General features: G+C 75.4%; 21 protein-coding genes. 13 read left to right on the forward strand and 8 right to left on the reverse strand.

The genetic code is table 11. From position 1 onward, the window contains the following. Nucleotides 1–98: 98 nt before the first annotated feature. Together K353_RS26505 and K353_RS26510 are read right to left on the reverse strand one after the other, a co-directional pair. Nucleotides 99–899, reverse strand: a complete 801-nt coding sequence (locus tag K353_RS26505) for an inositol monophosphatase family protein (protein ID WP_233533853.1) — start codon at nucleotides 897–899, stop codon at nucleotides 99–101. 103 nt (nucleotides 900–1,002) lie between these two features. After that, complete coding sequence (locus K353_RS26510; protein ID WP_370447661.1) at nucleotides 1,003–1,752, reverse strand: MerR family transcriptional regulator; 750 nt, start codon at nucleotides 1,750–1,752, stop codon at nucleotides 1,003–1,005. Between the two features lie 207 nt (nucleotides 1,753–1,959). Between K353_RS26510 and K353_RS26515 the strand changes: the two genes are divergently transcribed. From K353_RS26515 to K353_RS26525, 3 genes are read left to right on the forward strand one after another with little or no spacing between them, the layout of a single operon-like run. Beyond that, entirely contained in the window at nucleotides 1,960–3,522 is a 1,563-nt protein-coding gene (locus K353_RS26515; RefSeq protein WP_233533849.1) for an NAD(P)/FAD-dependent oxidoreductase, read from the forward strand. Continuing rightward, entirely contained in the window at nucleotides 3,519–4,523 is a 1,005-nt protein-coding gene (locus K353_RS26520; protein WP_111556053.1) for an alpha/beta fold hydrolase, read from the forward strand. The genes K353_RS26515 and K353_RS26520 overlap by 4 nt, the downstream gene beginning before the upstream one ends. Then, nucleotides 4,520–5,419 (forward strand): SDR family oxidoreductase, encoded by a 900-nt coding sequence (locus K353_RS26525; RefSeq protein WP_111556054.1) that lies wholly within the window; start codon nucleotides 4,520–4,522, stop codon nucleotides 5,417–5,419. Before K353_RS26520 ends, K353_RS26525 begins: the two co-directional genes overlap by 4 nt. A 119-nt stretch (nucleotides 5,420–5,538) precedes the next feature. Here K353_RS26525 and K353_RS26530 read toward each other — a convergent pair whose 3' ends face one another. Beyond that, nucleotides 5,539–7,605 (reverse strand): discoidin domain-containing protein, encoded by a 2,067-nt coding sequence (locus tag K353_RS26530; RefSeq protein ID WP_199528252.1) that lies wholly within the window; start codon nucleotides 7,603–7,605, stop codon nucleotides 5,539–5,541. Between the two features lie 260 nt (nucleotides 7,606–7,865). Between K353_RS26530 and K353_RS26535 the strand changes: the two genes are divergently transcribed. The 3 genes from K353_RS26535 to K353_RS26545 all read left to right on the forward strand — a co-directional run bounded on the left by K353_RS26535 (nucleotide 7,866) and on the right by K353_RS26545 (nucleotide 11,894). After that, nucleotides 7,866–8,303, forward strand: coding sequence for a hypothetical protein (locus tag K353_RS26535; protein WP_111556055.1), 438 nt, complete (start codon nucleotides 7,866–7,868; stop codon nucleotides 8,301–8,303). A 376-nt stretch (nucleotides 8,304–8,679) separates the two neighbouring features. Further along, nucleotides 8,680–9,456 (forward strand): SDR family oxidoreductase, encoded by a 777-nt coding sequence (locus K353_RS26540; RefSeq protein ID WP_111556056.1) that lies wholly within the window; start codon nucleotides 8,680–8,682, stop codon nucleotides 9,454–9,456. A 635-nt stretch (nucleotides 9,457–10,091) separates the two neighbouring features. Then, a complete protein-coding gene (locus K353_RS26545; RefSeq protein WP_111556057.1) occupies nucleotides 10,092–11,894 on the forward strand; it encodes an ABC transporter ATP-binding protein in 1,803 nt (600 codons plus the stop codon). 108 nt (nucleotides 11,895–12,002) lie between these two features. Here the strand turns inward: K353_RS26545 and K353_RS26550 are convergent, their stop codons facing one another. From K353_RS26550 to K353_RS26560, 3 genes are all read right to left on the reverse strand, one after another. Next, nucleotides 12,003–12,767 (reverse strand): NADPH-dependent F420 reductase, encoded by a 765-nt coding sequence (locus K353_RS26550; RefSeq protein WP_305000338.1) that lies wholly within the window; start codon nucleotides 12,765–12,767, stop codon nucleotides 12,003–12,005. 34 nt (nucleotides 12,768–12,801) lie between these two features. Then, nucleotides 12,802–13,473, reverse strand: coding sequence for a 1-acyl-sn-glycerol-3-phosphate acyltransferase (locus K353_RS26555; RefSeq protein WP_111556059.1), 672 nt, complete (start codon nucleotides 13,471–13,473; stop codon nucleotides 12,802–12,804). Between the two features lie 312 nt (nucleotides 13,474–13,785). Further along, the gene (locus K353_RS26560) at nucleotides 13,786–15,966 is read right to left on the reverse strand and encodes a bifunctional glycosyltransferase/CDP-glycerol:glycerophosphate glycerophosphotransferase (RefSeq protein WP_199528253.1); all 2,181 of its coding nucleotides are present in this window, start codon (nucleotides 15,964–15,966) and stop codon (nucleotides 13,786–13,788) included. Nucleotides 15,967–16,566: 600 nt separating this feature from the next. Between K353_RS26560 and K353_RS26565 the strand changes: the two genes are divergently transcribed. The 5 genes from K353_RS26565 (at nucleotide 16,567) to K353_RS26580 (ending at nucleotide 19,967) form a co-directional block, all read left to right on the forward strand. Next, nucleotides 16,567–17,469: a hypothetical protein gene (locus K353_RS26565; RefSeq protein WP_111556060.1), complete on the forward strand. Its 903-nt coding sequence runs from the start codon at nucleotides 16,567–16,569 to the stop codon at nucleotides 17,467–17,469. 280 nt (nucleotides 17,470–17,749) lie between these two features. Further along, entirely contained in the window at nucleotides 17,750–18,025 is a 276-nt protein-coding gene (locus K353_RS26570) for a hypothetical protein (RefSeq protein ID WP_111556061.1), read from the forward strand. A 238-nt stretch (nucleotides 18,026–18,263) separates the two neighbouring features. Then, the gene (locus tag K353_RS26575; protein ID WP_111556062.1) at nucleotides 18,264–18,686 is read left to right on the forward strand and encodes a secondary thiamine-phosphate synthase enzyme YjbQ; all 423 of its coding nucleotides are present in this window, start codon (nucleotides 18,264–18,266) and stop codon (nucleotides 18,684–18,686) included. A gap of 167 nt (nucleotides 18,687–18,853) precedes the next feature. Further along, nucleotides 18,854–19,144 carry a hypothetical protein gene (locus K353_RS33945; protein ID WP_146616576.1) on the forward strand — a complete coding sequence of 97 codons (291 nt, stop codon included), beginning with the start codon at nucleotides 18,854–18,856 and terminating at the stop codon, nucleotides 19,142–19,144. A gap of 1 nt (nucleotide 19,145) precedes the next feature. Next, nucleotides 19,146–19,967 (forward strand): alpha/beta fold hydrolase, encoded by an 822-nt coding sequence (locus K353_RS26580; RefSeq protein ID WP_111556063.1) that lies wholly within the window; start codon nucleotides 19,146–19,148, stop codon nucleotides 19,965–19,967. 15 nt (nucleotides 19,968–19,982) lie between these two features. On the opposite strand, the gene K353_RS26585 is transcribed toward K353_RS26580, so the two are convergent. Together K353_RS26585 and K353_RS26590 are read right to left on the reverse strand one after the other, a co-directional pair. After that, a complete protein-coding gene (locus K353_RS26585) occupies nucleotides 19,983–23,021 on the reverse strand; it encodes an AAA family ATPase (RefSeq protein WP_111556064.1) in 3,039 nt (1,012 codons plus the stop codon). 31 nt (nucleotides 23,022–23,052) lie between these two features. Beyond that, nucleotides 23,053–24,225, reverse strand: a complete 1,173-nt coding sequence (locus tag K353_RS26590) for an exonuclease SbcCD subunit D (RefSeq protein ID WP_111556065.1) — start codon at nucleotides 24,223–24,225, stop codon at nucleotides 23,053–23,055. 213 nt (nucleotides 24,226–24,438) lie between these two features. Here K353_RS26590 and K353_RS26595 point away from each other — a divergent pair, with 213 nt between their 5' ends. Together K353_RS26595 and K353_RS26600 are read left to right on the forward strand one after the other, a co-directional pair. Then, nucleotides 24,439–25,032 (forward strand): hypothetical protein, encoded by a 594-nt coding sequence (locus K353_RS26595; protein ID WP_199528254.1) that lies wholly within the window; start codon nucleotides 24,439–24,441, stop codon nucleotides 25,030–25,032. Between the two features lie 273 nt (nucleotides 25,033–25,305). Continuing rightward, nucleotides 25,306–26,103, forward strand: coding sequence for an SGNH/GDSL hydrolase family protein (locus K353_RS26600; protein WP_111556066.1), 798 nt, complete (start codon nucleotides 25,306–25,308; stop codon nucleotides 26,101–26,103). Nucleotides 26,104–26,153: the final 50 nt, after the last annotated feature.

Consider the following 26,153-nt stretch of genomic DNA (forward strand, 5'->3'; position numbering starts at 1 on the left):
GGTCACCGGCTGCCGCTGCCGTCCACCGGATGATCGAACCCCTCCTCCCCGGCCGCCCCCCGCCCGCGCGGTGGTGCGTTCGGTCGGAGCCCTTTCGGTCAGAGCCCTTTCAGGAGGATCTCGCGGAGGGTCTCCCACTGGTCCGGGTCGGTGGCGACGAGGAGGCCGTTGGTGCCGCCGGGGGGTTCGGGGCGGTAGGGGGTGCCGTCGAAGCGGGCGCTGCGGCCGCCGGCCTCGGTGACGAGGAGGGAGCCGGGGGCGTGGTCCCAGGGGAGGGTGCGCCAGTAGAGGACGAAGTCGCGGGCGCCGGTGGCGATCAGGGGGTACTCGATGCCGGCGGCGCCGCGGCCGGGGTCGAGGGGGCCGAGGGCGAGGGTGTTGGCGAGCAGGCGGTGGCCGGTGGGCGGGGCGAAGTAGCGGGTCTTGAGGATGCCGCTCCACTCCTCGGGGGCGGTGGTGGCCTTGGGGAGGGTGAGCCGCTGGTCGTCGCGCCAGGCGCCGGAGCCGAGTTCGGCGGTGTACGCGGTGCGGTTGCAGGGCTGCCAGATCCAGGAGGCGACGGTCTCGCCCTGGCGGACCAGGGAGGCCATCACCGCGTACGCGGGCCGTCCGGCGACGAAGTTGCGGGTGCCGTCGACCGGGTCGACCAGCCAGGCGGCGGGTTCGGTGGACAGGGCGCGGGCGAGGTCGGGGTCGGCGGCGACGGCCTCCTCGCCGACGACCGGGACGGGGAGCAGTTCGCGCAGGCGGCGGGCGATGATCCGTTCGGCCTCCCGGTCGGCGACGGTGACGATCTCGCCGGGGGCCTTCTCCATCACCTCGCCGTCGCTCAGCGCCCGGAACCTCGGTTCGACCGCCTCCGCCGATGCCTCGACGAGGATCTCGGTGACCTTCTCCATCAACACGCCCGTGCTCCCTTCACCGACCCCACTCTCCCACGCCGGGGCGGTACGGACGGTGCGCAGGTGGCGGGTGGGGCGGGCGCCGGCGGCCGGGCGCGGTTCAGTCCTCGGTGAGGCAGTCGTACTCGGCGCGCACCCGGCGGTCCATGGCGAGCGCGAACTGGGCGTCGTTGACGGCCCGGGCGAGCGGGCGGACGCGCTGGATCTGCTCGGTGAGCCGGGCCGCCTCGGTGGGGGTGAGGTCCTGGACCCGGGTGAGCGCGCCGAGCAGCCGGTCGCGGATCAGGGCGACGAAGATGCCGGCCATCGCGTCCGCGTACTCGCTGGCCCGGCGGCTGACGTCCAGGACGGCGGCCAGCGGCACGCCCTCGTCGACCAGGGCGACGGTGGCGTCCATCAGGCGGCGGCTGACGTGGGTGATGCCGTCGGGGTGGACGGTGATGTAGCCCTGGGCGACGGACTCGGCGGTGTTGGCCTCGGTGAGCTGGTCGCCGAACGCGGCGCGCAGTTCGTCCCAGTCGAGGTGGACGGGCGTCTCGTCGGACCAGGGGGCGACCAGCGCGGCCTGGAGCCCGATCAGTTCGGCGACGTCCCGGCCGTCCTCGCCGGCGCCGATCAGTTCGGCGATGCCGCCCAGGGCGTGTCCGCGGTCGAGGAGTTCGGCGATCAGGCGCAGCCGGGCCAGGTGCTCCTCGCCGTACCAGGCGATCCGGCCCTCCTTGCGGGGCGGCTGGAGCAGGCGGCGCTCGCGGTAGAAGCGGACGGTGCGCACGCTGACGCCGGCCGCCTCGGCCAGTTCGGCGACGCGGTAGGCGCGGGGGCGCTCGTGGTCCTGTTCGGTCTCCGCCACGCCGGTCAGCATAGGGCCGTCGGGCGGCGCGGAAACAGTCGCGCCCCGCGCTATTCCACTCGGTGTCAACAAGGGCTACTCTGCCAAACGCGCCAGTGATTACTGGCAGCGTCGGCGGGCCCACCCGAAGCACGCGCACCACCCCCGGGACCCGCCCGCAGCACCGCCGGCCACCCGCACCCCCCACCCTCGCCAGGAGGCCCGCCCATGGCACCCCGCAGCAAGAAGCCCACCGCACCCGTGCCCGACCGCCCGGACGGCACCGGGCCCGTGCCGCACGTCCGGGTCGCCGTCATCGGCTCCGGCTTCGGCGGCCTCGGCGCCGGCGTCCGACTGCGCCGGGCCGGCATCACCGACTTCGTCATCCTGGAGCGCGCGGACTCCGTCGGCGGCACCTGGCGCGACAACTCCTACCCGGGCTGCGCCTGCGACGTCCCCTCGCACCTGTACTCGTTCTCGTTCGCGCCCAACCCCGAGTGGCCCCGGGTCTTCTCCGGCCAGCCCGACATCCGCGCCTACCTGGAGCGGGTCGCCGACACCTTCGGACTCCGCCCGCACCTGCGCTTCGGCGCCGAGGTCACCGAACTGCGCTGGGACGAGGAGCACACCCGCTGGCAGGTCACCACCGCCGTCGGCGACTGGACCGCCGACGCCGTGGTCTCCGCCGCCGGACCGCTCGCCGACCCGCAGATCCCCGACCTGCCCGGCCTGGACGCCTTCCCCGGCAAGGTCTTCCACTCCTCCCGCTGGGACCACGACTACGACCTCAAGGGCAAGCGGGTCGCCGTGGTCGGCACCGGCGCCTCCGCCGCCCAGATCATCCCCGCGATCCAGCCCGAGGTCGGCCGCCTGACGGTCTTCCAGCGCACCCCCGCCTGGGTCCTGCCGCGCGCCGACCGCGAGGTCAGCGGCCCGGAGAAGTGGCTGCACGCCAAGCTCCCGCCGACCGGACTGCTGCGCCGCGCCGGGCTGTTCGCGATGCGCGAGCTCCAGGTCGACGCGTTCGTCCGCCGCCCGCAGCTGCTCAAGCTCGTCCAGCAGGTCGCCCTGCGGCACCTGCGCAAGGCCGTCGCCGACCCGGCCCTGCGCGCCACCCTCACCCCCGACTACCGGATCGGCTGCAAGCGCATCCTGCTCAGCAACACCTACTACCCGGCGCTCGCCGCCCCCAACACCGAGGTGGTCCGCGGCGGCCTGCGCGAACTGCGCGGCTCCACCCTGGTCGGCGCGGACGGCAGCGAGCACGAGGTCGACGCGATCGTGTTCGGCACCGGCTTCCACGTCACCGACCTGCCGATCGCCGAACGGGTCTTCGGCACCGGCGGCACCGCGCTCGCCGAAGCCTGGAAGGACGGCATGGAGGCGCTGCGCGGCTCCACCGTGCGCGGCTTCCCCAACCTGTTCTTCCTGATCGGCCCGAACACCGGACTCGGCAACAACTCGATGATCCTGATGATCGAGTCCCAGCTGAACTACCTGATCGACGCCCTCACCACCCTCGACTCGGTCGGCGCCACCGCCATGCAGCCCACCGAGCGCGCCCAGCGCCGGTGGAACCTGGAGCTCCAGCACAAGATGGGCCGCACCGTGTGGACCACCGGCGGCTGCCGCAGCTGGTACCTCGACGAGGGCGGCAAGAACACCGTGCTCTGGCCCGCCTCCACCAGCGCCTTCCGCCGCGCCACCCGGCACGTCGACCTCGCCGAGTACGAACTCGTCAAGCGCACCGCCCCGCAGGCCGCGCCCGAGGCCGAGGCGGTGTCCGCGTGAGCCGCCGCATCCCCGCCGACTGCGTGCTGCCCGACCCGGCGGCCGTGCGCACCGTCCGCTCCGCCGACGGCGCCGAACTCAACGTCGAGGAGTACGGGCCCGCCGGCGCGCCGCTGGTCGTGCTCGCCCACGGCTGGACCTGCTCCACCGCGTTCTGGGCGCCGGTCGTCAACCGGCTCGCCGCCGACTTCCGGGTGGTCGCCTACGACCAGCGCGGACACGGCCGCAGCCCCGCCCCGGCCGGCCCCGCCGGGTACGCCACCGCCAAGCTCGCCGAGGACCTCGAAGCGGTGCTCACCGCCACCGTCCCCGAGGGGCGGCGCGCCGTGGTCGTCGGGCACAGCATGGGCGGCATGACCATCATGGCCGCCGGCGACCGCCCCGCCGTCGCCGCCCGCACCGCCGCCAACGTGCTGGTCAACACCGGCCCGGGCGCGCTGATCGCCGAACTGACCGTGCTGCCGCCCGCCGTCCGGGCCAAGGTGCTGCGCCGCTTCCTGCACCGGCAGATCCTGCGCTCCCGGCTCCCGCTCGGCCCCGTCACCGGCCTCACCCGGGCCGCGCTCAAGTACGCCACCATGGGCCCCGCCACCCCCGCCGACCGGGTCGAGGCCTGCGCGCAGGTGGTGCACGCCTGCCCGGCCAAGGTCCGCTTCCACTGGGCGACCGTGCTGGACACCCTCGACGTGCAGGACGGGCTGGCGAAGCTCACCGCCCCCACCGCCGTCATCGCCGGCAGCCACGACCGGCTCACCCCGCCGGTCCACGCCCGCCGGATCGCCGCCGCCCTCGCCGACCCGCGCGGCCTGCTCGAACTGCCCGGCACCGGGCACATGAGCCCGCTGGAGCGGCCCGCCGAGGTCGCCGCCGAGATCCGCCGCGTCGCCGCCCTGGTCGCCGCGGAACCGCCGACCGCGGAAGCAGTGACCGCAGAAGCACCGACCGCGGAAGCAGCGACCGCAGCACCGCTGACCGCAGAACCGCTGGAGGAGACCGCATGACCCCGCCGCTGTCCTCGCAGGTCGTCGTCATCACCGGAGCCGCCCGCGGCCTCGGCGCGCTGATGGCCCGCAAGCTGTCCGAACGCGGCGCCAAGGTCGCGCTGGTCGGCCTGGAGCCCGCCGAACTCAAGGCGGTCGCCGCCCAGTGCGGCCCGCACGCCTCCGCCTGGGAGGCCGACGTCACCGACCTGGACGCCCTCACCGAGACCGCGAACCGGATCAAGGACCGCTACGGGCGGATCGACGCCGTGGTCGCCAACGCCGGCATCGCGCTCGGCGGACCGATGCAGGACAGCGACCACCGGGCCTGGACCCGGGTGGTCGAGGTCAACCTGTTCGGCTCCGTCGCCACCGCCCGGGCCTTCCTGCCCGCGCTCGCCGAGAGCCGCGGCTACCTGCTCCAGATCGCCTCGCTCGCCGCGCTCACCCCCGCCCCGCTGATGTCCGCGTACTGCGCCTCCAAGTCGGGCGTCGAGTCCTTCGCCCACGCGCTGCGCGCCGAGGTCGCCCACCAGGGCGTCAAGGTCGGCGTCGGCTACCTGAGCTGGACCGACACCGACATGGTGCGCGGCGCCGACCAGGACGCCGTGCTGCGCCAGATGCGGGCCAAGCTGCCCTGGCCCGCCAACAAGACCTACCCGATCGGCCCCGCCGTCGACCGCCTGGTGGCCGGCCTGGCCCGCCGCTCCGCCCACGTCTACGCCCAGGCGTGGCTGCGCGGCATGCAGCCGATCCGCGGCTTCCTGCCCGGCCTGATCGCCGCCGTCGGCTCCCGCGACGTCGCCCGCCTCGCCCCCGAGCTGAAGGCCACCGCCGCCACCCGGCTGGCCCCCGTCGGCGCGGGCGGACAGGCCGACCAGGAGGCCCGGGCGAGCCGGGCGGCCGGGGCGGAGTGACCGGCCGGTGAGGACCGGCCAGTGAGGACCGGCCGGTCAGGACAGGGGGATGGGGACAGGCGGACGGTCGGCCCGGAGGGGAGCCGACCGTCCGCCCGTTTCCGCGTGCTGACTGACCGTCAGCTTCCGTGCACCGAAACCTCGTTGACCGAGTACCCCCACGGGGTCGCCCGGGCCGTCCCGTGGAAGCGGACGTAGCGGGCGGACGTCGGGGCGATGGCCGCGGTGTCCAGGCCCCCGTCGCCCGCCGCGGTCGACCAGGCGGTGTGCCAGCTGGTGCCGTCGGTGGAGAGCTCGATCCGGTAGGACCGCGCGTACGCCCGCTCCCAGTCCAGGGTGACCCGGTCGACGGTGCGGACGGCGCCCAGGTCGAGGCGCAGCCACTGGTCGTCGCTCCAGCCGCTGGCCCAGCGGGTGGCGCGGTCGCCGTCCACGGCGCGGTCGGGCCGGTAGGAGGTGAACGGGCTCCACTCCGACGAGCTGGCGGAGGCCGTCGCGCCGGTGGCCAACTCCCGTCCGGCGGTGTGCCGTTCGGTGGCCCGCCAGGTGCCCAGGTAGGACTCGGCGCCCTTCATCAGGTCGTCCACCACGCCCTGCCCGCCGGAGAGCCGGATCTGCTCGATCCAGTCCGGCAGCAGCCCGGCGTGCGCCAGGCCGTCGGTGTTGACGTCCCAGATCCGCTCGCCGGTCACCTGGCGGTCCAGCAGCGAGCCGCCGTCGGCCGAGCGGAACGGGTACACCACGGCGTCGGGCGCGTCCGGGCCGACCGGGCCGGGCCAGCCGCCGACGCCGTTCAGGTCGCTGCCGTAGCCGTAGCCGACCCCGTACCGCTCGCGCAGCGCCTTCGTCCGGTCCGCCTCGGCGACGAAGGCGGTCGCGTCGTGCGGGTACTGGGCGGCGAACCCGCCCAGCCGGTACAGGCGTTCGGTCCAGTCGAGGTCCATCCAGCTGTGGCTGGAGACCACCCCCGGGTAGCCCCTGGACTCCAGGAGCTCGAAGGCGCTGCGGGCCGCCTTGACGCTCATGTGGTCGACCTCCAGCATCATGCGGCGCTTCACCATGCCGTCGATCGCGTACGCGCCCAGCTCGGTCAGGCCGCGGGTGTTGCACTGCGCGTCGGCCGGGTAGGCGGGCACGCTCACCCCGGCCGGCAGCAGCGCGTCCGCCTGCGCGGTGGGCAGGCCGATCGGGTTATCGCGCTGCGGGCCGGTGCACTGCTCGGTGGCCCAGAAGGTGCCGGTGGACAGGAACTGCCCGGCGTTGACGGCCACCCCGGTGGTGCCCTCGTCGAAGCGCACCCCGCACAGCGCGTTGTCGAACTTGTGGCACAGGAACATGCTGCGCACGCCCAGCGCGTACAGCTCGTCCAGGCCGCGGTCGATCGCCGCCCGGTCGCACTGCGGCACGTCCAGGACCTGCTTGCAGCCGAACGGCTCCGAGGTCTCCACCCCGAGCACCACGGCCAGCTTGCCCTCCGCGACGACCCGGCGGGCCTGCTCGGAGTCGGTGACGATGCGGAACCAGCCCTTGCCGGGGCCGCCGTACATCCGGTCGACGTAGTCCTGGAGCCGGTACGACTCCCGCGCCTCGGTGCGGATGGCCGCCATCTCGTCGCAGGGGCGGTCCTTGTACGGGTAGATCGAGCAGAGCAGCCCGTTGGTCACCAGGTCGTCGACCAGCACGCGCTCGCCGCCGCGCCAGGCCCGCTCCACCCAGGCGTAGTAGTCCTGCTGGTGGCTGAGCGAGTCGTGGGCGGGCCAGTCGGCGAAGGTCGGCCAGCCGACCGGGTCGTGGTGGCCGTCCGCGCCGCCGGTGACGTTCTCGAACAGGGCGAGCGAACCGTCCGGGTAGTGCTCGGGGCAGTCCTTCAACGCGTCCGCGACGCCCTGCTCGGAGAACGCGGAACCGCATATCACCCGGCCGCCGAAGCCCTCGGCGGACATCAGGTGGTTGTGCGCGTCGACAAACCCGCGGACGGCGCCGTCGGGGCCGGTGCCGCGGAACGGTTCGCCGGTCACGTCGATCCGCGAGTCCGGGACGGGTCTGGCGATGGGGTCCCACCACCCGCCGGCGGCCCCGGCGGCGGGGCCGGGCGCGGCGCCGGTGACGAGGGCGGCGGCGAGCAGCAGCGGCGGCAGCAGTCGGGCGAGGACGTTCCCGGCACGGTGGTTCCGGTTCCCGGTCATGGACACCTCTCGGCTCGGGGGAGGCGGCGGCGGGGGAGCGGAGCCCCCGCCCGGGTGCGGTCCCCCGAGAATCCCGAGCGCCTGACGGGCCGTCAAGCCGTCCGACCGGATTCACCGGTCGCCCCGGAACGGGGTCCGGTACTCGTGCGGACACCCGGTGCCACCGACGGACGGAGGCCGGGAACGGCCGCGCCCTACCATCGGACGGAAGGCGGAGCGCCGGGTCGGGATTCCGGCACCGATACGAGGGAGGGATCGGGATGTTCGGTTCGAAGAAGAAGCTCGACGACCTGATGGCGCAGCTCCGACCCGACCTGAGCCGGGAATCGCTCGGCGTCGGGCCCGACTTCCCGGGCATCGCCCCGAACCCGCTGCTGAGCCGCGACGCACGGAAGCGCACGGCGGAACTGCGGACGGGGGTGCTCGCGCTCGGCGTCCTCGTCGACTGGCGGGAGGTCAACAGCAACCCGCGCGTGGTCCTGATGCTCGACGTGGATACCGCCGACGGCGCCTCGTTCCGCGGCATCGCGGACGAGGACCTCACGATCACCGAGCTCACCCGACTCGCCCCGGGACAGACGCTGCCCGTGCGCTACCGGCCGGCCGTCATGGACCACTACGTCGCCCTCGCCCGGGACGCGGACCCCGCCCAGGTGCAGCGGCTCTCGGACCGGATCGCCGGCCGCGGGCGGAACTGAGCCGGAGCCCGCCCGCGCCGCGGGGCGAGCCGCCGCCGCCCGGGGCGGCCCCGGACACGCGTCGGGCCCGGCCCCGTGGGGAGGGGCGGGCCCGGAGGTGCGGAGGCGGTGCCGGTCCGTCAGTGCCGCGCGGGGCGGCGGGGGCGGGCCGGCGGTACGACTTCTATGGAGCGGGCGAGGAGCCGAACGGACATCAGTTCTCCTGGGAGGGAAGGGCGCCGCGTGGGACTGCGGCGCTGCCCGAAACCGTAGGGTGATCGGACGAACGCCGGTGCGGGGCGCGCCGTCGACGTCCCGCGGGTCGCCCGAAGGGCCGAGGGACCGGTGGCCCGGTCGGTCGATGCGGCCACCGGCTACCGCCCGGTACGGTCGGGTCATGACCACCGCTCTCATCACCGGCGCCACCGCCGGCATCGGCGCCGCCTACGCCAACCGCCTGGCCCGCGACGGCCGCGACCTGGTCCTGGTCGCCCGCGACGGCGACCGCCTCGCCGCCACCGCCGCCGAACTCACCGCCCGCCACGGCGTCCAGGTCGAGACGCTCTCCGCCGACCTCGCCACCGAGGCCGGCATCGAAGCCGTCGAGGACCGGCTGCGCGACGCCTCCCGCCCCGTCGACCTGCTGGTCAACAACGCCGGCTTCGGCCACCGCGGCACCTACCTGGACGTCCCCGTGCAGGACGAACTCGACATGCTGAAGGTCCACATCGAGGCGGTGCTGCGGCTCACCACGGCCGCCGTCCCCGGCATGCGCGAGCGCGGCTTCGGCGCGGTCGTCAACGTCGCCTCGGTGGCCGCGTTCCTGCCCCGCGGCACCTACGGCGCGACCAAGGCCTGGGTCGTCAACTTCACCCTCGGCATCGCCCGCGACCTGGCCGGCAGCGGCGTCCGCCTGCAGGCCCTCTGTCCCGGCTTCACCCGCACCGAATTCCACCAGCGCGCCGGCATGGGCACCTCCTCCATCCCCGCCTGGGGCTGGCTCACCGCCGACCGCGTCGTCGACGCCTCCCTGCGCGACCTCGCCCGCAACCGCCCGCTCTGCGTCCCCAGCAAGCGCTACAAGGCCGCCGTCACCGCCGCCCGACTCCTGCCGCCCGGCGGCCTCGGCAAGATCTCCAACACGGCGGGACGCGACTACGGCAAGAAGCCCTGACGGGAACTCCCCTCGGGCAGCGGGGGCGCATTCCCCGGCACGGCATGGCACGGCGGGGCAGGGCGGGGCACGGCGGGGCGGCGGCTGCGGCAAGAAATCCCGACCGGGCGGCGGGGGCGGGGGAGAGGCTGCCGCCCGGTGGTCTCGGCGAGATTTTCCATACCGCAGGGCCTGACCACGGCAGGGAGCCCGGACGGGGGGCCGCTGTCGGGCGGCTGCGGCGTGTTCTCCGGCGGAGGGGGAGGCCCTGGCCGGGCGGCGGGGACGGGGGCGGATGGCCGCGGCGCGTTCTCCGGTGCCGCGAGGTGTGACTGCGGCGAGCCCGTAGCCGCTGCCGCCGTCCCCGCGCCGACCGTCCCCGCTGCCGCCGTCCCCGCTGCCGCCGTCCCCGCGCCGACCGTCCCCGCACCGGCTGTCCCTGAGCCCGTCGCCCCTGGCTCCGCCGTCTCCGGACTCGTCGCTCTCCCGGCTCCGCCGTCCCCCACCGGCTGCTCCCGGGCCTGTCGCCCCGGGCCCGCCCTCCGTCGGCCGCTCTCGGGACCGGCGTCGGGAATGCCGAGAAGTTTAGGTTTGCTAATGATGAGCAAGGCTCGTTAAACTCGTCCCGTCCCGCCCGCCGACCCCCAGGAGGCCCCGTGCGACCGAACCGGATCGACTGGACACCGCCCGAAGGGCAGTCGAAGCAGCCCGCCGAGGTGCGGCGCATCCTGCGGCTGTTCCGGCCCTACGCCGGGCGGCTGGGGGTGGTGGGGCTGCTGGTGGCGGCCTCCGCCGTGGTGTCGGTGGTGACGCCGTTCCTGTTGCGGGCGGTGCTGGACACCGCGATACCGCAGGGGCGGACCGGTCTGCTCAGTCTGCTCGCGCTCGGGATGATCGCCGCCTCGGTGGTCACCAGCGTGCTGAACGTGCTCCAGACGCTGATCTCCACCACCGTCGGCCAGCGCGTCATGCACGACCTGCGCACCTCCGTCTACCGGCACCTCCAGCGGATGTCGCTGGCGTTCTTCACCCGCACCCGCACCGGCGAGGTGCAGTCCCGGATCGCCAACGACATCGGCGGCATGCAGGCCACCGTCACCGGCACCGCCACCTCCCTGGTGTCGAACCTGACCGCGGTGGTCGCCAGCGTGGTCGCGATGGTCGCGCTCGACTGGCGGCTGACGATCGTCTCGCTGCTGCTGCTCCCGGTGTTCGTCTGGATCAGCCGCCGGGTCGGCCGGGAGCGCAAGAAGATCACCGGCGAGCGGCAGCGCCAACTCGCCGAACTGTCCTCCGCCGTCCAGGAGTCGCTGTCGGTCAGCGGCATCCTGCTCGGCCGCACGATGGGCCGCTCCGGCTCGCTGACCCGCGAGTTCGCCGAGCGCTCGGACGGGCTCGCCGAGCTGGAGGTGCGCTCCAGCATGGCCGGGCGGTGGCGGATGTCCACCATCGGGATCGTGATGGCCGCGATGCCCGCGCTGATCTACTGGGCGGCCGGCCTGACTTCCGCCGCCGGGGCGCCGATCGTCTCGCTGGGCACCCTGGTCGCCTTCGTCTCGCTCCAGCAGGGCCTGTTCCGGCCGACCATCGGCCTGCTCTCCACCGGCGTGGACGTGCAGACCTCGCTCGCCCTGTTCCAGCGGATCTTCGAGTACCTCGACCTGCCGGTGGACATCGAGGAGCCGGAGCACCCCGTCCGCCTGGAGCGCGTCCGCGGCGACGTCCGCTTCGAGGACGTCGAGTTCCACTACCGCCCCGACCAGGACCGCCCCACCCTGACCGGCATCGACCTGACCGTCCCGGCCGGCGGCTCGCTCGCCGTGGTCGGCGAGACCGGCTCCGGCAAGTCCACCCTCTCCTACCTGGTGCCACGTCTGTACGACGCCACCGGCGGCCGGGTCCTGATCGACGGGGTGGACGTGCGCGAGCTGTCCTTCGAGACGCTCGCCCGGGCGGTCGGCGTGGTCTCCCAGGAGACCTACCTGTTCCACGCCTCGGTCGCCGACAACCTGCGCTTCGCCAAACCGGACGCCACCGACGCCGAACTGGTCCAGGCCGCCCGGGCCGCCCAGATCCACGACATGATCGCCGCCCTCCCCGACGGCTACGACACCATGGTCGGCGAACGCGGCTACCGCTTCTCCGGCGGCGAGAAGCAGCGCCTGGCGATCGCCCGCACCGTGCTGCGCAACCCGCCGATCCTGATCCTGGACGAGGCCACCAGCGCCCTCGACAACCAGACCGAGCACGCCGTCCAGCAGGCCCTGGACGCGCTCGCCGCCGGCCGCACCACCCTCACCATCGCGCACCGGCTCTCCACCGTCCGCGACGCCGGGCAGATCGCCGTCCTCGACCACGGCGAGATCGCCGAACTCGGCACCCACGACGAACTGCTGGCCCGCGACGGCCGCTACGCCGCCCTGCTCCACCGGGAGGCGCTGCCGGTACCGGCCGCCTGACGCCGCCGGGCCGCCGCCCGCGGCCCAGGACCACCGGCCGCCTGACGCGCACCGGCCCGGGGCGCGCACGCACCCCGGGCCGGTCGGTAGCCGGTCGCGGCCGGTCGGTCAGCCGCGGAAGTCGGCCGGGCGCTCCGGGGAGGCGGCGGCCAGGGCCTCGGTGACGCCCTCGACGCCCGCGCGCAGGCCGTAGACCGGCGTCTCGGGCTGCTGGCGCCAGGAGTCGTCGATGCCGCCGGCGTCCACCGTGTCGAAGCCGAGGGCGTCGATCAGCTCGCGCACCACCTGCTTGGCGGCCGGGTCGTCGCCGGCCACCGGGAGGGCGATCCGCTCGGGGTCGCCGGCCGGGCGGGGCGCGTCCAGGATGTCCTGGGCGTAGGTGCCGTTGAACGCCTTGACCACGGGGTGGCCGAGCTGCCGCTCCACCCAGCGGCTCTCGGTCAGCCCCTCGTCCTCGATGGCGGCGATCCGGCCGTCCCGCTCGCGCGGGTAGTAGTTGTTGGTGTCGAGCAGGACGAAGCCGTCGGCCGCGCCGGCCAGCAGGTCGTCCGGCAGGGCGGGGACGTTCTTCAGCGGGACGGTGACCACGACCAGCTCCGCGCCGGCCGCCGCCTCGCCGGCCGGGACGGGCGTCGCGCCGGTCTCGGCCGCCAGGTCGGCCAGGGTCTCGGGGCCGCGCGAGTTGGCCACCGCCACCTGGTGGCCGAGGGCGGTGAGGCGGCGGGTCAGGTTGCCGCCGATGTTGCCCGCTCCGATGATGCCGATCTTCATGGGGTGTGCTCCGTGCTTCTCGGGCCGGTGCCGCGGTCCGGTTCGGTTCGTGGACGGCTGGGCGCGCCCACGTGGATGCCGAACCGGCGGACCCGGCCGGATGTTCCCGGCCCGGAGAAGTCGTACTGACGGAGGGTCAGGCGGCCTTCGGCGACTCGTTGTACTGCGCGGCGGGCTCCTGCCCGGAGAGCGCCTGGATGGCGGCCATCACCTCGTCGGTGACCTGGCGGCGGGCCTTGGCCGAGCGGGCCTGGCCGTGCAGCTCGTCGAAGTGGAGCGGTTCGCCGAACGTGACGCTGATCTTCCGCAGCCGGGGGATCCGCTTGCCGACCGGCAGGATGTGCTGGGGCCCCTCCAGGGCCACCGGCACCACCGGGACGCCGGCGGTCAGCGCCAGCCAGGCCACGCCGGTCTTGCCGCGGTACAGGCGGCCGTCCAGCGAGCGGGTGCCCTCGGGGTAGATGCCGAAGGCCCGGCCGGAGTTCAGGATCTCCAGGCCCTCGTCCAGCGAGGCGGTGGCGGCCCGGACGCTGCCGCGCTCCACCGGGACGGCGTTGATCACGTGGGTGAAGAAGAACCGGGAGACCGCGCCCTTGACGCCCTTGCCGGTGAAGTACTCGGCCTTGGCCAGGAAGAACACCTGGCGCGGCGCGGCCAGCGGGATCACCACGCTGTCCACGAACGACAGGTGGTTGCTCGCCAGGATCACCCCGCCCTTGCGCGGCACGTTCTCCAGGCCCTCGATCGCCGGCCGGTAGAGGGCCTTGGCGAGCGGCTTGAGCACGAGCTTGGTGACGAGGTCGATCACGGTGTGGCCCTCCCTGGCCGGACAAACGGTACGGCCGGGGGACGTCCCCGGCCGGGGTCTCGCCGCGGGGCGAGGCGCGCGGCTCGGAGCAGGGCCGAACCGCGCGGGTACCGAACCACTGGGTAACGGACCGCAGACTACGACATGCACCCCGAGGTCCGTCCACATTCCGTGCGGCGGTGGCGCTGCGATCCTCGTCACGACCGCCTGTCGGTCACCCGCCGTCCCGCATGGTGAGACAGCGGGGTGGTGGGTCGGCGGGACGGTGGGACAGCAGGACGGCGGGGTGCGCGGCGCGCGCGGGGCGGGTGGTCAGGACCGGAGCGGGAAGATCCGGCTGACCACCCGTTCGGCGGCCCGGCCGTCGTCCCACGGGCAGAACCGCTCGCGGAAGCGCCGCCGGGCCTCCGGCTCCGGGTCGCCGGCCAGCAGCGCCCCGGTGAGCGCCTCCTGGTCGGTGGTGACCGCGCCGGGCGGCTCCTTCATCAGGTCGAAGTAGACGCCGCGGACCTCCTGGTACTCCTCCCAGTCGGGGGCGTACACGGCGATCGGCCGGTCCAGCACCGCGTAGTCGAACATCATCGAGGAGTAGTCGGTGACCAGGGCGTCCGCGGCCAGGTAGAGGTCCTCCACCGACGGGTGGTCGGAGGCGTCCAGCAGGGTCGCCGCGCCGGGGCCGGTGGTCAGGTCGCCCGCGCCGCCGTCGTGGAAGTAGTGGGTGCGCACCAGCACCGTCCAGCCGGGGCCGAGCCGTTCGGCCAGCGCGGGCAGGTCGAGCAGCGGCAGGTAGCCGCCGCGGGACTCGCGGTGGGTCGGCGCGTACAGCACGGTGCGCTGCCCGTCGGCGATGCCCAGCGCGCGGCGGGCGTCGACGCACTGCTCGGGGGTGGCCAGGGCGAGCCGGTCGTTGCGCGGGTAGCCGGTGTCCAGGATCTGGTAGGTGCCGGGGAAGGCCCGGGCGAAGTGCCGGCTGGTGTGCGGGTTGGGCGAGACCAGGTAGTCCCAGCGACCGACCACCTCGCGCAGCCGGTCGAAGTCCATCCCGTCGGCCGCCAGCGGCCGGTCCACCAGGTCCATGCCCATCGCCTTCAGCGGCGTGCCGTGCTGGGTCTGCACGTGCACGGTGCCGGTCCGCTTGGTCATGGTGTGCGGGAAGTTCACGTTGTTGACGAAGTACTTGGCGGTGGCCATCGCCTTCAGGTAGGCGGGCGTGTTGACGATCACGTACGGGACCCCGGCGGGCAGCGTGGCGGCCCGCTCGGCGTTCTCCACCACCCACACCCCGTGCACCTGCGGGGCCAGCTCCCTGGCCTTGGCGTAGATCGCCGCCGGGTTGCAGGCGTACCCGCGGTGCCAGTACGCCGCGTACACCGCCAGGTTCTCGTCGATCGGCAGCCGCTTGAACGCGTTGTACGCGGTGAACCGGGCCCCGCTGCGGACCACCTTCTTCACCCCGGGCGCCACCGACCGGCTGCCGCGCTTGACCGCGCCGGGCAGCCGGCCGCCGCGGCGCAGCTCGGCGTAGGCGCGCCGGGAGCCGCGGGCGGCCAGCCGGTACTGGACGCCGCGCACGCCGGACGGGTAGCGGTAGCCGGCCGGGCGGTGCCTGGCGAAGTGGCCGGTGATCCGGGCGAAGAACTCGGCGCGCAGCTCGGCGGGCACCAGGCCGGGGGTGTCGTAGACGGTGAGCGCCTGCTTGACGGTGCGGTCGAAGACCAGGGTGCGCAGGGCGTCCGCGCGCTCGTTCCGGTCCAGGAAGGCGAAGATCGCGTCGTACTGGGCGAAGGCGTCGGCGTGCTTGGGGGAGGCGGTGGCGGTGATCGCGCCGGGGCGTCCGCGCCGGTAGTTGTAGCAGGGGCGGTCCAGGTAGAGCAGCCGGTCGGCGGCGAGCAGCAGCGGGTAGGTGACCGAGATGTCCTCGTAGTGGCCGCGGCCGAAGCGCACGTCCAGGCCGAGCAGGTACTCCCGGCGCATCACCTTGTTCCACACCGCGAGCACCGCGTTGAACAGCGCCGGGTGCTCGGCGGCGGTGCAGCCGGAGACCAGCGGGGAGCCGGCCAGCACCTTGCGCCAGGGGTTCGGCTCCCGGCCGCCGTCGGGGTAGACGTGGGTGAAGTCGGTGAGCAGCACGTCGGCGGGCAGCTCGCGGGCCGTCTCGGCGCGCAGTTCGCCCAGGACGGCGTCGATGCTGCCCTCGGGCAGCCAGTCGTCGCTGTCGACGAACCAGACGTACGTGCCGGTGGCCTCGGCCAGGCCGGCGGTGCGGGCACCGCCCAGGCCCCGGTTCTCGGCCAGGTGCAGCACCCGCATCCGCGGGTCGCCGGCGGCGTGCGCGTCGAGCAGCGCGCCGCAGCCGTCGGGGGAGCGGTCGTCCACCGCGATCAGCTCGACCTCGCCGGGGGCGGCGCCGTCGGCCCGGAGCGACTCCAGGCACTGCGGCAGGAAGCGTTCCACGCCGTGAACGGGCAGGACGATGCTGAGCAGAGGTGGCACGTGCGTTCACTCCGCGAAGGGAAGGAGGGTGGCTGCCGGCGGGTCGCCCGGTACGGACACTCTACCGAGCGGGACGGGGCGCTCCCCGGGAGCGGGGCGGCGGCGGACCCGGGCCGGTGGCGCTCCGCGCCGGGCCGCGGCACCCCGGGCGCAGGTGGTCGGGGTGACCGGGGTGTCGCGGACGGCGGGGAAACGCGACCGCCGGTGCCGCGCCGTACCAGCGGCGGCACCGGCAGCCCGGTTGGCGATCCGACCGACCCTCAACGGTCGACCGCCGGTCCGTCCACCACAGGGGAGCCGGGCCGCCGCAGCGTCGAGACGGCCTGACAGTGACTCACCGTGGTGTCGGAAGCATCACGGGATGGTCGGGTGATTCGTTCATACTCGAAATCACCCGACCGGGGATGGGTGGGTGTTCCCCGCTATCCCGTGTCGATACAGATATTGCTTGGAGGTTTCAGCCACGTCAATCCCTCGTATGTGTTCAATTTCTGAACACAGGATGTCCTGCGCGCGGGGACGCCGTGTGCGGAGCATTGCCCGGCCCGCGGGCCGCTCCTATATTGACGCCACGTCTCACAAGTGGGGGGTACACCGAGGATGGCCGCCACACCGCCCGTACGACCGGTCAGCCCGCTCCTCAAGGCACTCCTGCTCGGTCCGCTCGCCCTCGCCGCCGGCTGGGTCTTCCTGGTCCTGTGGCCCGCCGCCGGTGCCACCGGCGACCTGTTCGCCTGGACGATGTCGCCCGTCACCGCCGTCCTGCTCGGCTCCGCCCACGGCGGCGCCGCCGCCATGCTGGCCCTCGCCGCCCGGGCCCGCTGCTGGGCCGAGGTCCGGGTGGCCACCGCCGCCGGCTGCCTGCTGATGCTGCTGATGCTCGCCACCACCCTGGCCGGCCGCCGCGACCTCCACCTGGACGGCGGCCCGCTGCTCGGCCTCCTGGCCGCCTGGGGCTGGCTCGCCGTCCACCTCGCCGCCCCGCCGGCCGGCCTGGCCGCCCTCGTCGCCCAGCTGCGCACCCCCGGCCCGGCCCCCGCCCGCACCCCCCGGCTGCCCTGGTGGGTGGCCGCCCCGATGGCCGGCGCGGGCGCCCTGCTCGCCCTGCTCGGCCTCGTCCTCGTGCTGCGCCCCGACCGGCTCGCCGCGCACTGGCCCTGGACCGCCCGCCCGATCGACGTGCGCGCCCTCGGCGCCTGGACCCTCGCCTTCGGCGCGGGCCTGGCGGCGGCCTCCCGCGAGTGCGACCTGCGCCGGGTCCGCGGCGGGATGGCCGCCATGGTGCTCACCGGACTGCTCGGGCTGACCGGCCTGGTCCGCTACGGCGCCCGGGTCTCCTGGCACCAGCCGGGCGGCTGGATCGCCGTGCTGGTGCTCACCGCGCTGCTCGGCCTCGGCCTGTGCGGCTACGGCGTCTCCGCCCTGATCGACCCGCCGCCCGGCGCCGGACCGCGGGTCGACCGGCCGGAGTTCGGCGAGGTCGAGGAGGCCGAACTGCGCTGACCCGGGGGCCGGGGCGGCCGTCTGCGCGCCCGGCGCACCCGCCGCGCCCCGGCACGCCCCGGCAACGCCCCGGGCCGCCGCCGCGCCTGACGCCGGGTCAGGGCTTGGATGGTGCACCATCAACCGATGCGCAGTCGTGACCGAGACCACCGGCCCCTGGTGAAGCGTCAGTTCCGTTCGCACGGTACGGTGGCGGAACACCAGGACGGTTGTGTGAAGGCCGTCGTAGCCGGATAGTCTTCGCCTCACGGCCCTGGCGCCTCGTAGGGGTGGGAAACAGATGGAACAGATGCAAGTGCGGCCGCGGCCCCGGGTGCCCGCGATCCAGTGCGGTGTCGGCACGACCGGCCGCCGGATCGACCGACACCTGTCCGTCCTCGGCGCGCCCGCGCTCCCGGTGATGGACACGGCGGAAGCACTCGGCCTGATAAGGGAACTGACGCCGCGCGGGCCCAGCGCCCCCGCGGCCGCCGCCTCGCCGCGCCGCAGCGCCCGGGTCTCCCTGATGGCCCCGCTGCGCCGCCTCAAGCGGAGCCTCTTCGGCAGCCGGGGCTGACCCGGCGGTCCGGACGCGCGAGCGCCCGGACCGGCCACCGGGCCGCCCGCTGCCACGACCCGACGGACGGGGAGTCCGTCGGGCCCTCGGCGTCCACGGGTGCGGTCCGGCCCGGCGGCCGGTCCGGACCGGCGCGCGGTGGCGGTGCACTGGCGCGCCCTGGCGGGCTCCTGGCGGTCGGGTGGCGTTCAGCCGGCGCCCCTACGCGGCCCCTACCAAGATCGGCCAGGATGGCCCCATGTCCGACACCTTCCACACCCAGACCCTCGACGTCGCCACCGGCCGGGACGAAGTCGCCCTCGACGTCACCGACCGCTGCCACGCCTTCCTCAGAGAAGTCGCGGACGGCCGCGACGGACTGCTCAACGTCTTCGTCCCGCACGCCACCGCGGGCATCGCCGTGATCGAGACCGGTTCCGGCAGCGACCACGACCTGCTCGCCGTGCTGCGCGAACTGCTCCCCCCGGACGACCGCTGGGAGCACCGGCACGGCAGCCCGGGCCACGGCCGCGACCACGTCCTGCCCGGCCTGGTCGCCCCGCACGCCACGCTGCCCGTGATCGGCGGCCGGATGGCGCTGGGCACCTGGCAGTCCGTCGTCCTGATCGACACCAACCGCGACAACCCGCAGCGCAAGCTCCGGCTCTCCTTCCTCGGCTGACCCCCGCCCGCTCCCGACAGCCGCTCCCGACGCCCGTTCCCGACGCCCGCTCCCGACGGCCGGGCCCGCCGGGTGGGCCCGACGCCCGTTCCCGACGCCCGCTCCCGACGGCCGGGCCCGCCGGGTGGGGCGGGGGCCCGGCCGGGCGGGGCCGTACCCTTGGAGGCATGGGAGAACCCGCAGCGGACCGGCGGCAGCCGTCGCCCTCGCCGCAGCCGTCGCAGCAGTCCTCACGGCAGCAGTCCCGGGAGCCGTCGCAGCAGCCGGAGGACCGGGTCTGCGAGGTGTCCGCCGACCCCGGGCAGGCGCTGCGCGGACTGCGCCCGGGCGGCGCGGGGGAGCGGGCCGCGTGCGTGCTGTGCGGCGAGCCGACCGAGTACCCGGCCGACGCGCCCGGCAGCCCGCTGTGCCCCGTCTGCGCCTGGCAGCAGGCCCAGCGCGCCGCCTGCTCCGGCTGACGTGGCGCCGGCCTCCGACGCGGGGCGGCTGGCGCGGCCGCACGCCACCCTCGCCTACTCCACCACCGGCCCCCGACGCGGCCCGCTCGCCGTGCACGCGCACGGGGCGCTCTCCAGCCGGGCGCACGAACGGCGCGCCGGGCTGTTCGACTGGACGGCCGTCACCGCGACGCACCGGCTGGCCCGGTACGACGCGCGCGGCCACGGCGAATCCACCGGCCGGGCCGTCCCCGCCGACTACCACTACCCGGTGCTCGCGGACGACCTGCTGGCGCTCTGCGACCACCTCTCGCCCGACGCGCCCGTCACCGGCTTCGGCGCCTCGATGGGCACGGCCACCGTGCTGTGGGCCGCGCTCGCCCGCCCCGAACGCTTCGACCGCCTGGTGCTGGCCGTCCCCGCCGTCGCCTGGGCGGCCCGGGAGCCCCGGCGCAGCGGGCTGCGGGCCGCCGCGACCCTGGTCGAACGGCGCGGCCGGGGCGCGCTGGACGCCGCCGCGAAACTCTCCGGCCCGCCCGCCGTCCTCGCCCGGGCCCCGCAGTACACCACCGAGTTCGACCTCGCCGAGCCCCTCCTCCCGGCCGCCCTGCGCGCCGCCGCCGCCTCCGACCTCCCCGCCCCCGAGGCCCTGCGCGCCCTCCCCCACCCCACCCTCCTGCTCGCCTGGGACACCGACCCGCTCCACCCCCTCACCACCGCCCGCACCCTCGCCGCCTACCTCCCGAACGCCCGCCTGCACGTCGCGGACACCCTCGCCGACATCCGGAGCTGGGACCGGCTGGCGGCCGGCTTCCTGGCGGGGGAGCGGCCGGCCCCGCGCTGACCCGGCCCTGCGGGGTCAGGCGTTCTCGCGGGTGGTGTGGTGGACGGTGGAGCCGGTGCGGTGCTTGCGGACCAGGAGCTGGGCGGGGATGCGGGTGCGGAGGTCGGCGACGTGGCTGACGATGCCGACGGCGCGGTCGCGTTCGCGCAGGGAGTCGAGGACGTCCATGACCTCTTCGAGGGCGTTCTCGTCGAGGGTGCCGAAGCCCTCGTCGATGAAGAGGGTGTCCAGGGGCATGCCGCCGGCCTCGTCGGTGACGACGTCGGCGAGGCCCAGGGCGAGGGCGAGGGAGGCGAAGAAGGACTCGCCGCCGGAGAGGGTGGCGGTGTCGCGCTCGCGGCCGGTCCAGGCGTCGACCACGTGCAGGGAGAGGCCGGAGCGGCGGTTGCCGGAGACCAGGCCGTCGCTGTGGACCAGGGTGTAGCGGCCGCCGGACATCCGGAGCAGGCGCCGGCTGGCGGCGGCGGCGACCTGCTCCAGCCGGGCGGCCAGCACGTAGGACTCCAGGCGCATCCGCAGGGCGTTCTCGGCGGGGGCGCCGGCCAGCAGGGCGGAGAGCCGGCTGATCCGGGCGTGGGCGTCCAGGACGGGGGCGAGTTCGGTGGCCAGCGCGGCCAGTTCGCGGCCGATCCGGGCCAAGTCGGCGACCCGGCGGCGGGCCTGGTCGTGGGCGGAGTGCGCGCGGGCGAGGAGTTCGTCGGCGCGGGCGGCGGCGGCCCGGGCGGGTTCGGCGTCGGCGGGCGGGAGTTCGGCGGCGGCCCGCAGGGCGGGGTCGGCGAGCTGGGCCGCGGCGAGTTCGAGGTCGGCGTCGAGCTGCTTGAACGTCCCGCGCAGCACGTCGAGTTCGTACGGGGGCAGGACGGCCGCGTCCAGCGCGGCCAGGTCGGCGAAGCCCGCGGCGCGGGCGGCGCGGCGCAGCGCCCCGGTGCTCTCGTCGCGGTGGGCGCGGGCGGCGGCGGTGGCCCGGGTGGCGTCCAGCAGGGCGGTGGTGGCGGTGGACAGCGCGGTGACGGCGGCGGTGCGGGCGGCCACCGACGGGGCGTCGCCGCGGACGGTGGCGAGCCGCTCCTCCAGGGTGGCGAGTTCGGCGGCCAGCGCGCCGAGCTGGCCGGTCAGGCGGGCGCTCTGCTCGCCGGCCTGGCGGAGCTGCTCGCGGTGGGCCGCGCCGTCCCGCTCCAGCCGTTCGAGCTGCTGGCCGAGCGGCAGCCAGCGCTCCGCCGCGTGCAGGAGCGCGTTCCGGCGGCCGGTCAACGCGTGGATGCCGGCGGTGAGTTCGTCCACGGTGTGGCCGCCGGCGGCGGCCTCGGCGGCGGCGGCCGCCGCGGTCAGGGCGCTCAGGTGCCGGGCGGCGGCGGCGAGTTCGTCCTCGGCGGCGTGCTGGGCGGCGCGGGCGCGGCGCTCGTCCCCGGCGGTGACCTGGTCGGCGGAGGGCTCGGCGGGGGCCGGGTGCGCGGGCGAGCCGCAGACCCGGCAGGGGGCGCCGGGGGCCAGGGCGGCGGCCAACTCGGCGGCCATGCCGGCCAGGCGGCGCTCCTGGAGGTCCAGGGTGCGCTGCCGGGCGGCCTGGGCGGCGTCGGTCAGGGCGCGGACCGCGTCCTCGGCCCCGGTGCGGTCCGCCAGCAGCCGCAGGTGCCGGTCGGCGGACTTCCGCTGCTCGGCCAGCTCCTGGTGCCGGGCGTCGAGCTGGTCGAGCCCGGCGCGGGCCTCGCGGGCCGCCTCGCGGTCCTGCTGGAGGCGTTCGTGCCGGTTCTCGAAGTCGTCCAGCCAGCGGCGGGAGTCGGCCGCGAGGTCGTCCGCGCCGTCCCGCCGGCGGGTCAGTTCGGCGCGCTCGGCGAGCAGCGCGCGGTAGCGGGCCTCGTCGGCCCCGGCGGCCTCCAGCCGGCCCACCTCGGCGCGCAGCACCCCTTCGGCGGCGCGCACTTCGTCGGCGGTGCCGAGCGGGCCGGACCAGTCGGCGGCGCGGGCGCGGGCGGCCAGTTCGGCGCGGCGGGCGACCTCCTCGGCCTCGGCGCGCTCCAGTGCGGCCAGCGCGGCGCGGTGCGGGGCGCGCAGCGGGGCCGGGGCCTCGGCGGCCAGCGCGGCCTCCAGCCGGGCCCGTTCGGGGGCCGAGCGGGCGGCCAGGTCGGTGAGCCGCAGGCGTTCCCGCTGGGCCAGCCGGTGCCGCGACTGCCGTTCGGCCAGGGCGTTCTGTCGCTCCAGCCGGGTGCGGGCCGCGGCCCGTCCGGTCTCGGCGGCGGCCAGCCGCAGCGCGGCGGACTCGGCCCGCTCGGCGGCGGTGCCGCGGAGCATCGCCGCCCAGGCCAGCACCTCGCCGACCGGGGCGTCCTCGCCGGGGCGGTGCGCGGCGGTGTCCCAGCCGGGCCCGGCCAGCGGCCCGGCGGCCTCCTCGGCGCGGGCGGCCAGGGCGTGCAGCCGCTGCCGCCCGCCCTGCACCTCACGTTCGTGGCGCAGCCGCAACTCGGCCGTCCAGCGCTCCAGTTGCTCGAACCGGCCGGTGTCGAAGAGCCGGCCCAGCAGGTCGGCGCGCTGCTTGGAGTCGGCCCGCAGGAAGCGGGCGAAGTCGCCCTGCGGGAGCAGCACGACCTGGCAGAACTGCTCCCGGCTCATGCCCAGCAGCCGGGTCAGCTCCTCGCCGGCCTCCTGGTGCGAGCGGCTGACCGCGGCCCAGCCCGGCTCGCCCGCCCCGGCGTCGGCGGCCCACTCGCGCAGCAGGGTCTGCGCCTTCTCCGGGGTCAGGCCGGTGCCGCGCTTCTTGGGCCGCCACTGCTCGGGGCTGCGGGTGATCTCCAGCCGCCGCCCGCCGAGCGTCGCCTCCAGCACGACCTCGGTGCGCACGCCCGGTGCGGCGTGGTCGCTGCGTACCCCGTTGCTCCGGCGGGTGCCGGGCAGTTCGCCGTACAGCGCGTAGCAGACCGCGTCCAGCACGCTGCTCTTGCCCGCGCCGGTGGCGCCGCGCAGCAGGAACAGGCCGGCGGCGGAGAGCAGGTCGAAGTCGATCCGCTCGGTGCCCGCGAACGGGCCGAAGGCGGTGACGGTGAGCCGGTGCAGCCTCATCGGGTGTGCTCCAAGCGCAGGGGGCGGGGCGTCATCGGGCGCTCTCCTCGGCCCGGCCGGCCGCCGCGCGGCGCACCGACTCCAGGCCCTCCAGCAGCCAGGACTGCTCGTCGCCGTCCAGCTCCCGGCCGGGGCGGACGTGGGCGACGAAGCCCTCCACCACCTCCTGGTCGGTGCGCCCGCGCACCCGCTGCGCGTAGGAGGTCCGGGCGGCCCGCTCGCCGCCCTCCGGTTCGAAGAGCAGTTGCAGGGTGTGCGGGAAGCGGGCCCGCAGCCGCTCCATCGCGTCGGCCGGGCGGACCGGGTCGGTCAGGGTGGCCTGCACCCAGCGGTCGACGGCGTACGCGTGCGCCTCGGCGGTCAGCAGCTCGTCCAGCCGGCCCCGCAGCCGGGCGAGGCGGCGCGGCACCGGGCAGGGCACCCGGCGGGCCTCGACGGCGCCCGCCGCGTCCAGCTCGACCAGCCACATCGACTTCTCGTGCGCCGCCTCGGAGAAGGAGTACGCGAGCGGGGAGCCGGAGTAGCGCAGGTGCGGGGCGAGGGTCTGGCAGCCGTGCAGGTGGCCGAGCGCCGCGTAGTGCACGCCGTCGAACACCGCGGCGGGGACGGACTCCACCCCGCCGACCGCGATGTCGCGCTCGCTGTCGCTGGCCGCGCCGCCGGTGACGAAGGCGTGCGCCAGCACCACGGCGCGGGTGCCCGCGGGGCGGGCGGCCAGGTCGGCGCGGACCCGGTCCATGGCCGCGGCCAGCACCTGCTCGTGGCCGCCCCGGGCGAGCCCGAGCCGCTCGCGCACCAGGGCGGGCTCCAGGTAGGGCAGCCCGTAGACCGCCACCGGGCCGTGCGCGTCGGCGAGCAGCACCGGCTCGGCCAGCGCGCCGGGGTCGGTGCGCAGGTGGATGCCGGCCCGGTCGATCAGCCGGGACGCGACGCCCAGCCGCCGGGCCGAGTCGTGGTTGCCGGAGATGAAGACCGTCGGCACGCCCAGTTCGGCCAGCCGCCACAGCACCTCGTCGAAGAGCGCCACCGCCTCCAGCCCGGGCAGCGCCCGGTCGTAGACGTCCCCCGCGACCAGCACCGCGTCCACCCGCTCGGCCGCCGCGGTCGCCACCAGGTGCTCCAGGAAGGCCCGCTGGGCCTCGTGCAGGCTCTCCCGGTGGAAGGAGCGCCCCAGGTGCCAGTCCGAGGTGTGCAGCAGTCTCACGCCGACGCTCCCCGCAGCATGTCCCGTCACTCCTCGTCGGTTCGGTGGTCCGGTCCGGCCGAGTACGAGTATCACAGGTGGCGGACACCGCTCCGGGCGCGCGGCGGCGCGGGCGGTGACCCGGGTGGCGGCCGGGACTGTTCATCGGTCGGGCGTTCGGGGAAGATCATCAGGTGGTGCCGCGGGCCTACCGGGAGAGCGGAGGGAGTGGGGATGGGCATCGAGTACAGCCCGGAGATCTCCGAACTGCTCGGGCGGGTGCGGCGCCGGCCGAACGCGGGGTGGCCGTGGCGGCCGGCCGAGGCGGTGCCGGCCGGGCTGCCGGTGAAGCAGTCCTGGGGGTGGCTGTTCGCGCCGGACGGGCGGGTGCTGACGCTGGTGAACCCGCGCGACGGGGTGGTCAGCCTGCCGGGCGGCTCGCTGGAGCCGGAGGACGCGGGGGACCCGGGGCGGGCGCTGGCCCGGGAGGCGGCGGAGGAGGCGCAGGCGCTGATCGCCGGGCCGGTCTACCTCGGCTACCTGTACGACCGGGTGGGGTCGGCCAACGGCGGGAACGAGTGCGCGCGGGTGCGGATGGCGGCGGCGCTGCTGGGGGCGGGGCCCTCGGCGCCCGACCCGGCGTCGGGGCGGCACTACCGGCGGCTGCTGGTGGCGCCGGGCCTCGCGGTGGAGCTGCTCGGCTGGGGGCTGCCGGGGCTGCGGCAGGCGCGGGCGGCGGTGGCGGCGGCGGCCGTCCGGTGGGGGGTGCCGGTGCGGGCGGACGAGACGATCGAGGAGCTGCCGGCCGCGGGCTGCCGGCTGCGCTGAGCCCCGCCGCGTCCCCGCCGTTCTCCGGCCGTTCCCCGGTTGTCCCCGCCGGCCCGGCCCGGCGGTCCGACCGGACGTCAAGCACCCTGTCCGGCGGTGCGATCACCCGCTGATGGTATTTCCGCAGCCCAGGTCAGGGGCGGGTCTGCGCGCGTAGCTCCCCGTTGGGGCGGCATTCCGTGAACGTTCGTCAACTTCTTTGGCATGAGCGCTTCCCCCCGGACCTACCGACTGGTATCCAATGTGTGGCCTGCGTCACTCATGGAGGATCAGATGTCTCGCGTCCGTGTCGTTTCCGTCGCCCTCACCGCGGCGGCCCTGTCCCTCACCACCCTCGCCGCCGCCACCGAGGCGAACGCCGCCGGCGTGCGCTACGCCGCGCTCGGCGACTCCTACTCGGCCGGCGTCGGCTCCGGCAGCTACACCAGCGAGAGCGGCAGTTGCAGCCGCAGCACCAAGGCGTACCCGTACCTGTGGAACGCCGCGCACGCGCCCACCTCGTTCTCGTTCGTGGCCTGTTCGGGCGCCAGGACCGACGACGTGATCGCCAACCAACTGGGCGTCCTGAACACCTCGACCACCCTGGTCTCGATCACCATCGGCGGCAACGACGCGGGCTTCGCCTCCACCATGCAGACCTGCGTGCTGAACAGCGAGAGCTCCTGCCTGAGCGCCGTCAACACCGCCAAGAGCTACGCCACCAACACCCTGCCGGGCAAGCTCACCAACCTGTACGGGCAGATCAAGTCCAAGGCGCCCAACGCGAAGGTCGTGGTGCTGGGCTACCCGCACCTGTACAAGGTGCCCGGCAGCTGCATCGTCGGGATCTCGGACACCAAGCGGACCGCGATCAACGGCGCGGCGGACACCCTGGACACGGTCATCGCCAAGCAGGCGGCGAACGCCGGGTTCACCTTCAAGGACGTCCGGACGGTCTTCGCCGAGCACGAGATCTGCGGCTCCTCGACCCAGTGGCTGAACAGCACCACGCTGCCGATCAGCGACAGCTACCACCCGAACGCGAGCGGCCAGGCCGGCGGCTACCTGCCGTCGTTCAGCGCCGCGGCCTGACGCACCGGCGGTAGGCGGCCGCACGTCCGCGGGGACGGACGACCGGTGGC

This window comes from Kitasatospora sp. SolWspMP-SS2h, from assembly GCF_003259315.1.
In the GTDB taxonomy this organism is placed as follows: domain Bacteria; phylum Actinomycetota; class Actinomycetes; order Streptomycetales; family Streptomycetaceae; genus Kitasatospora; species Kitasatospora fiedleri.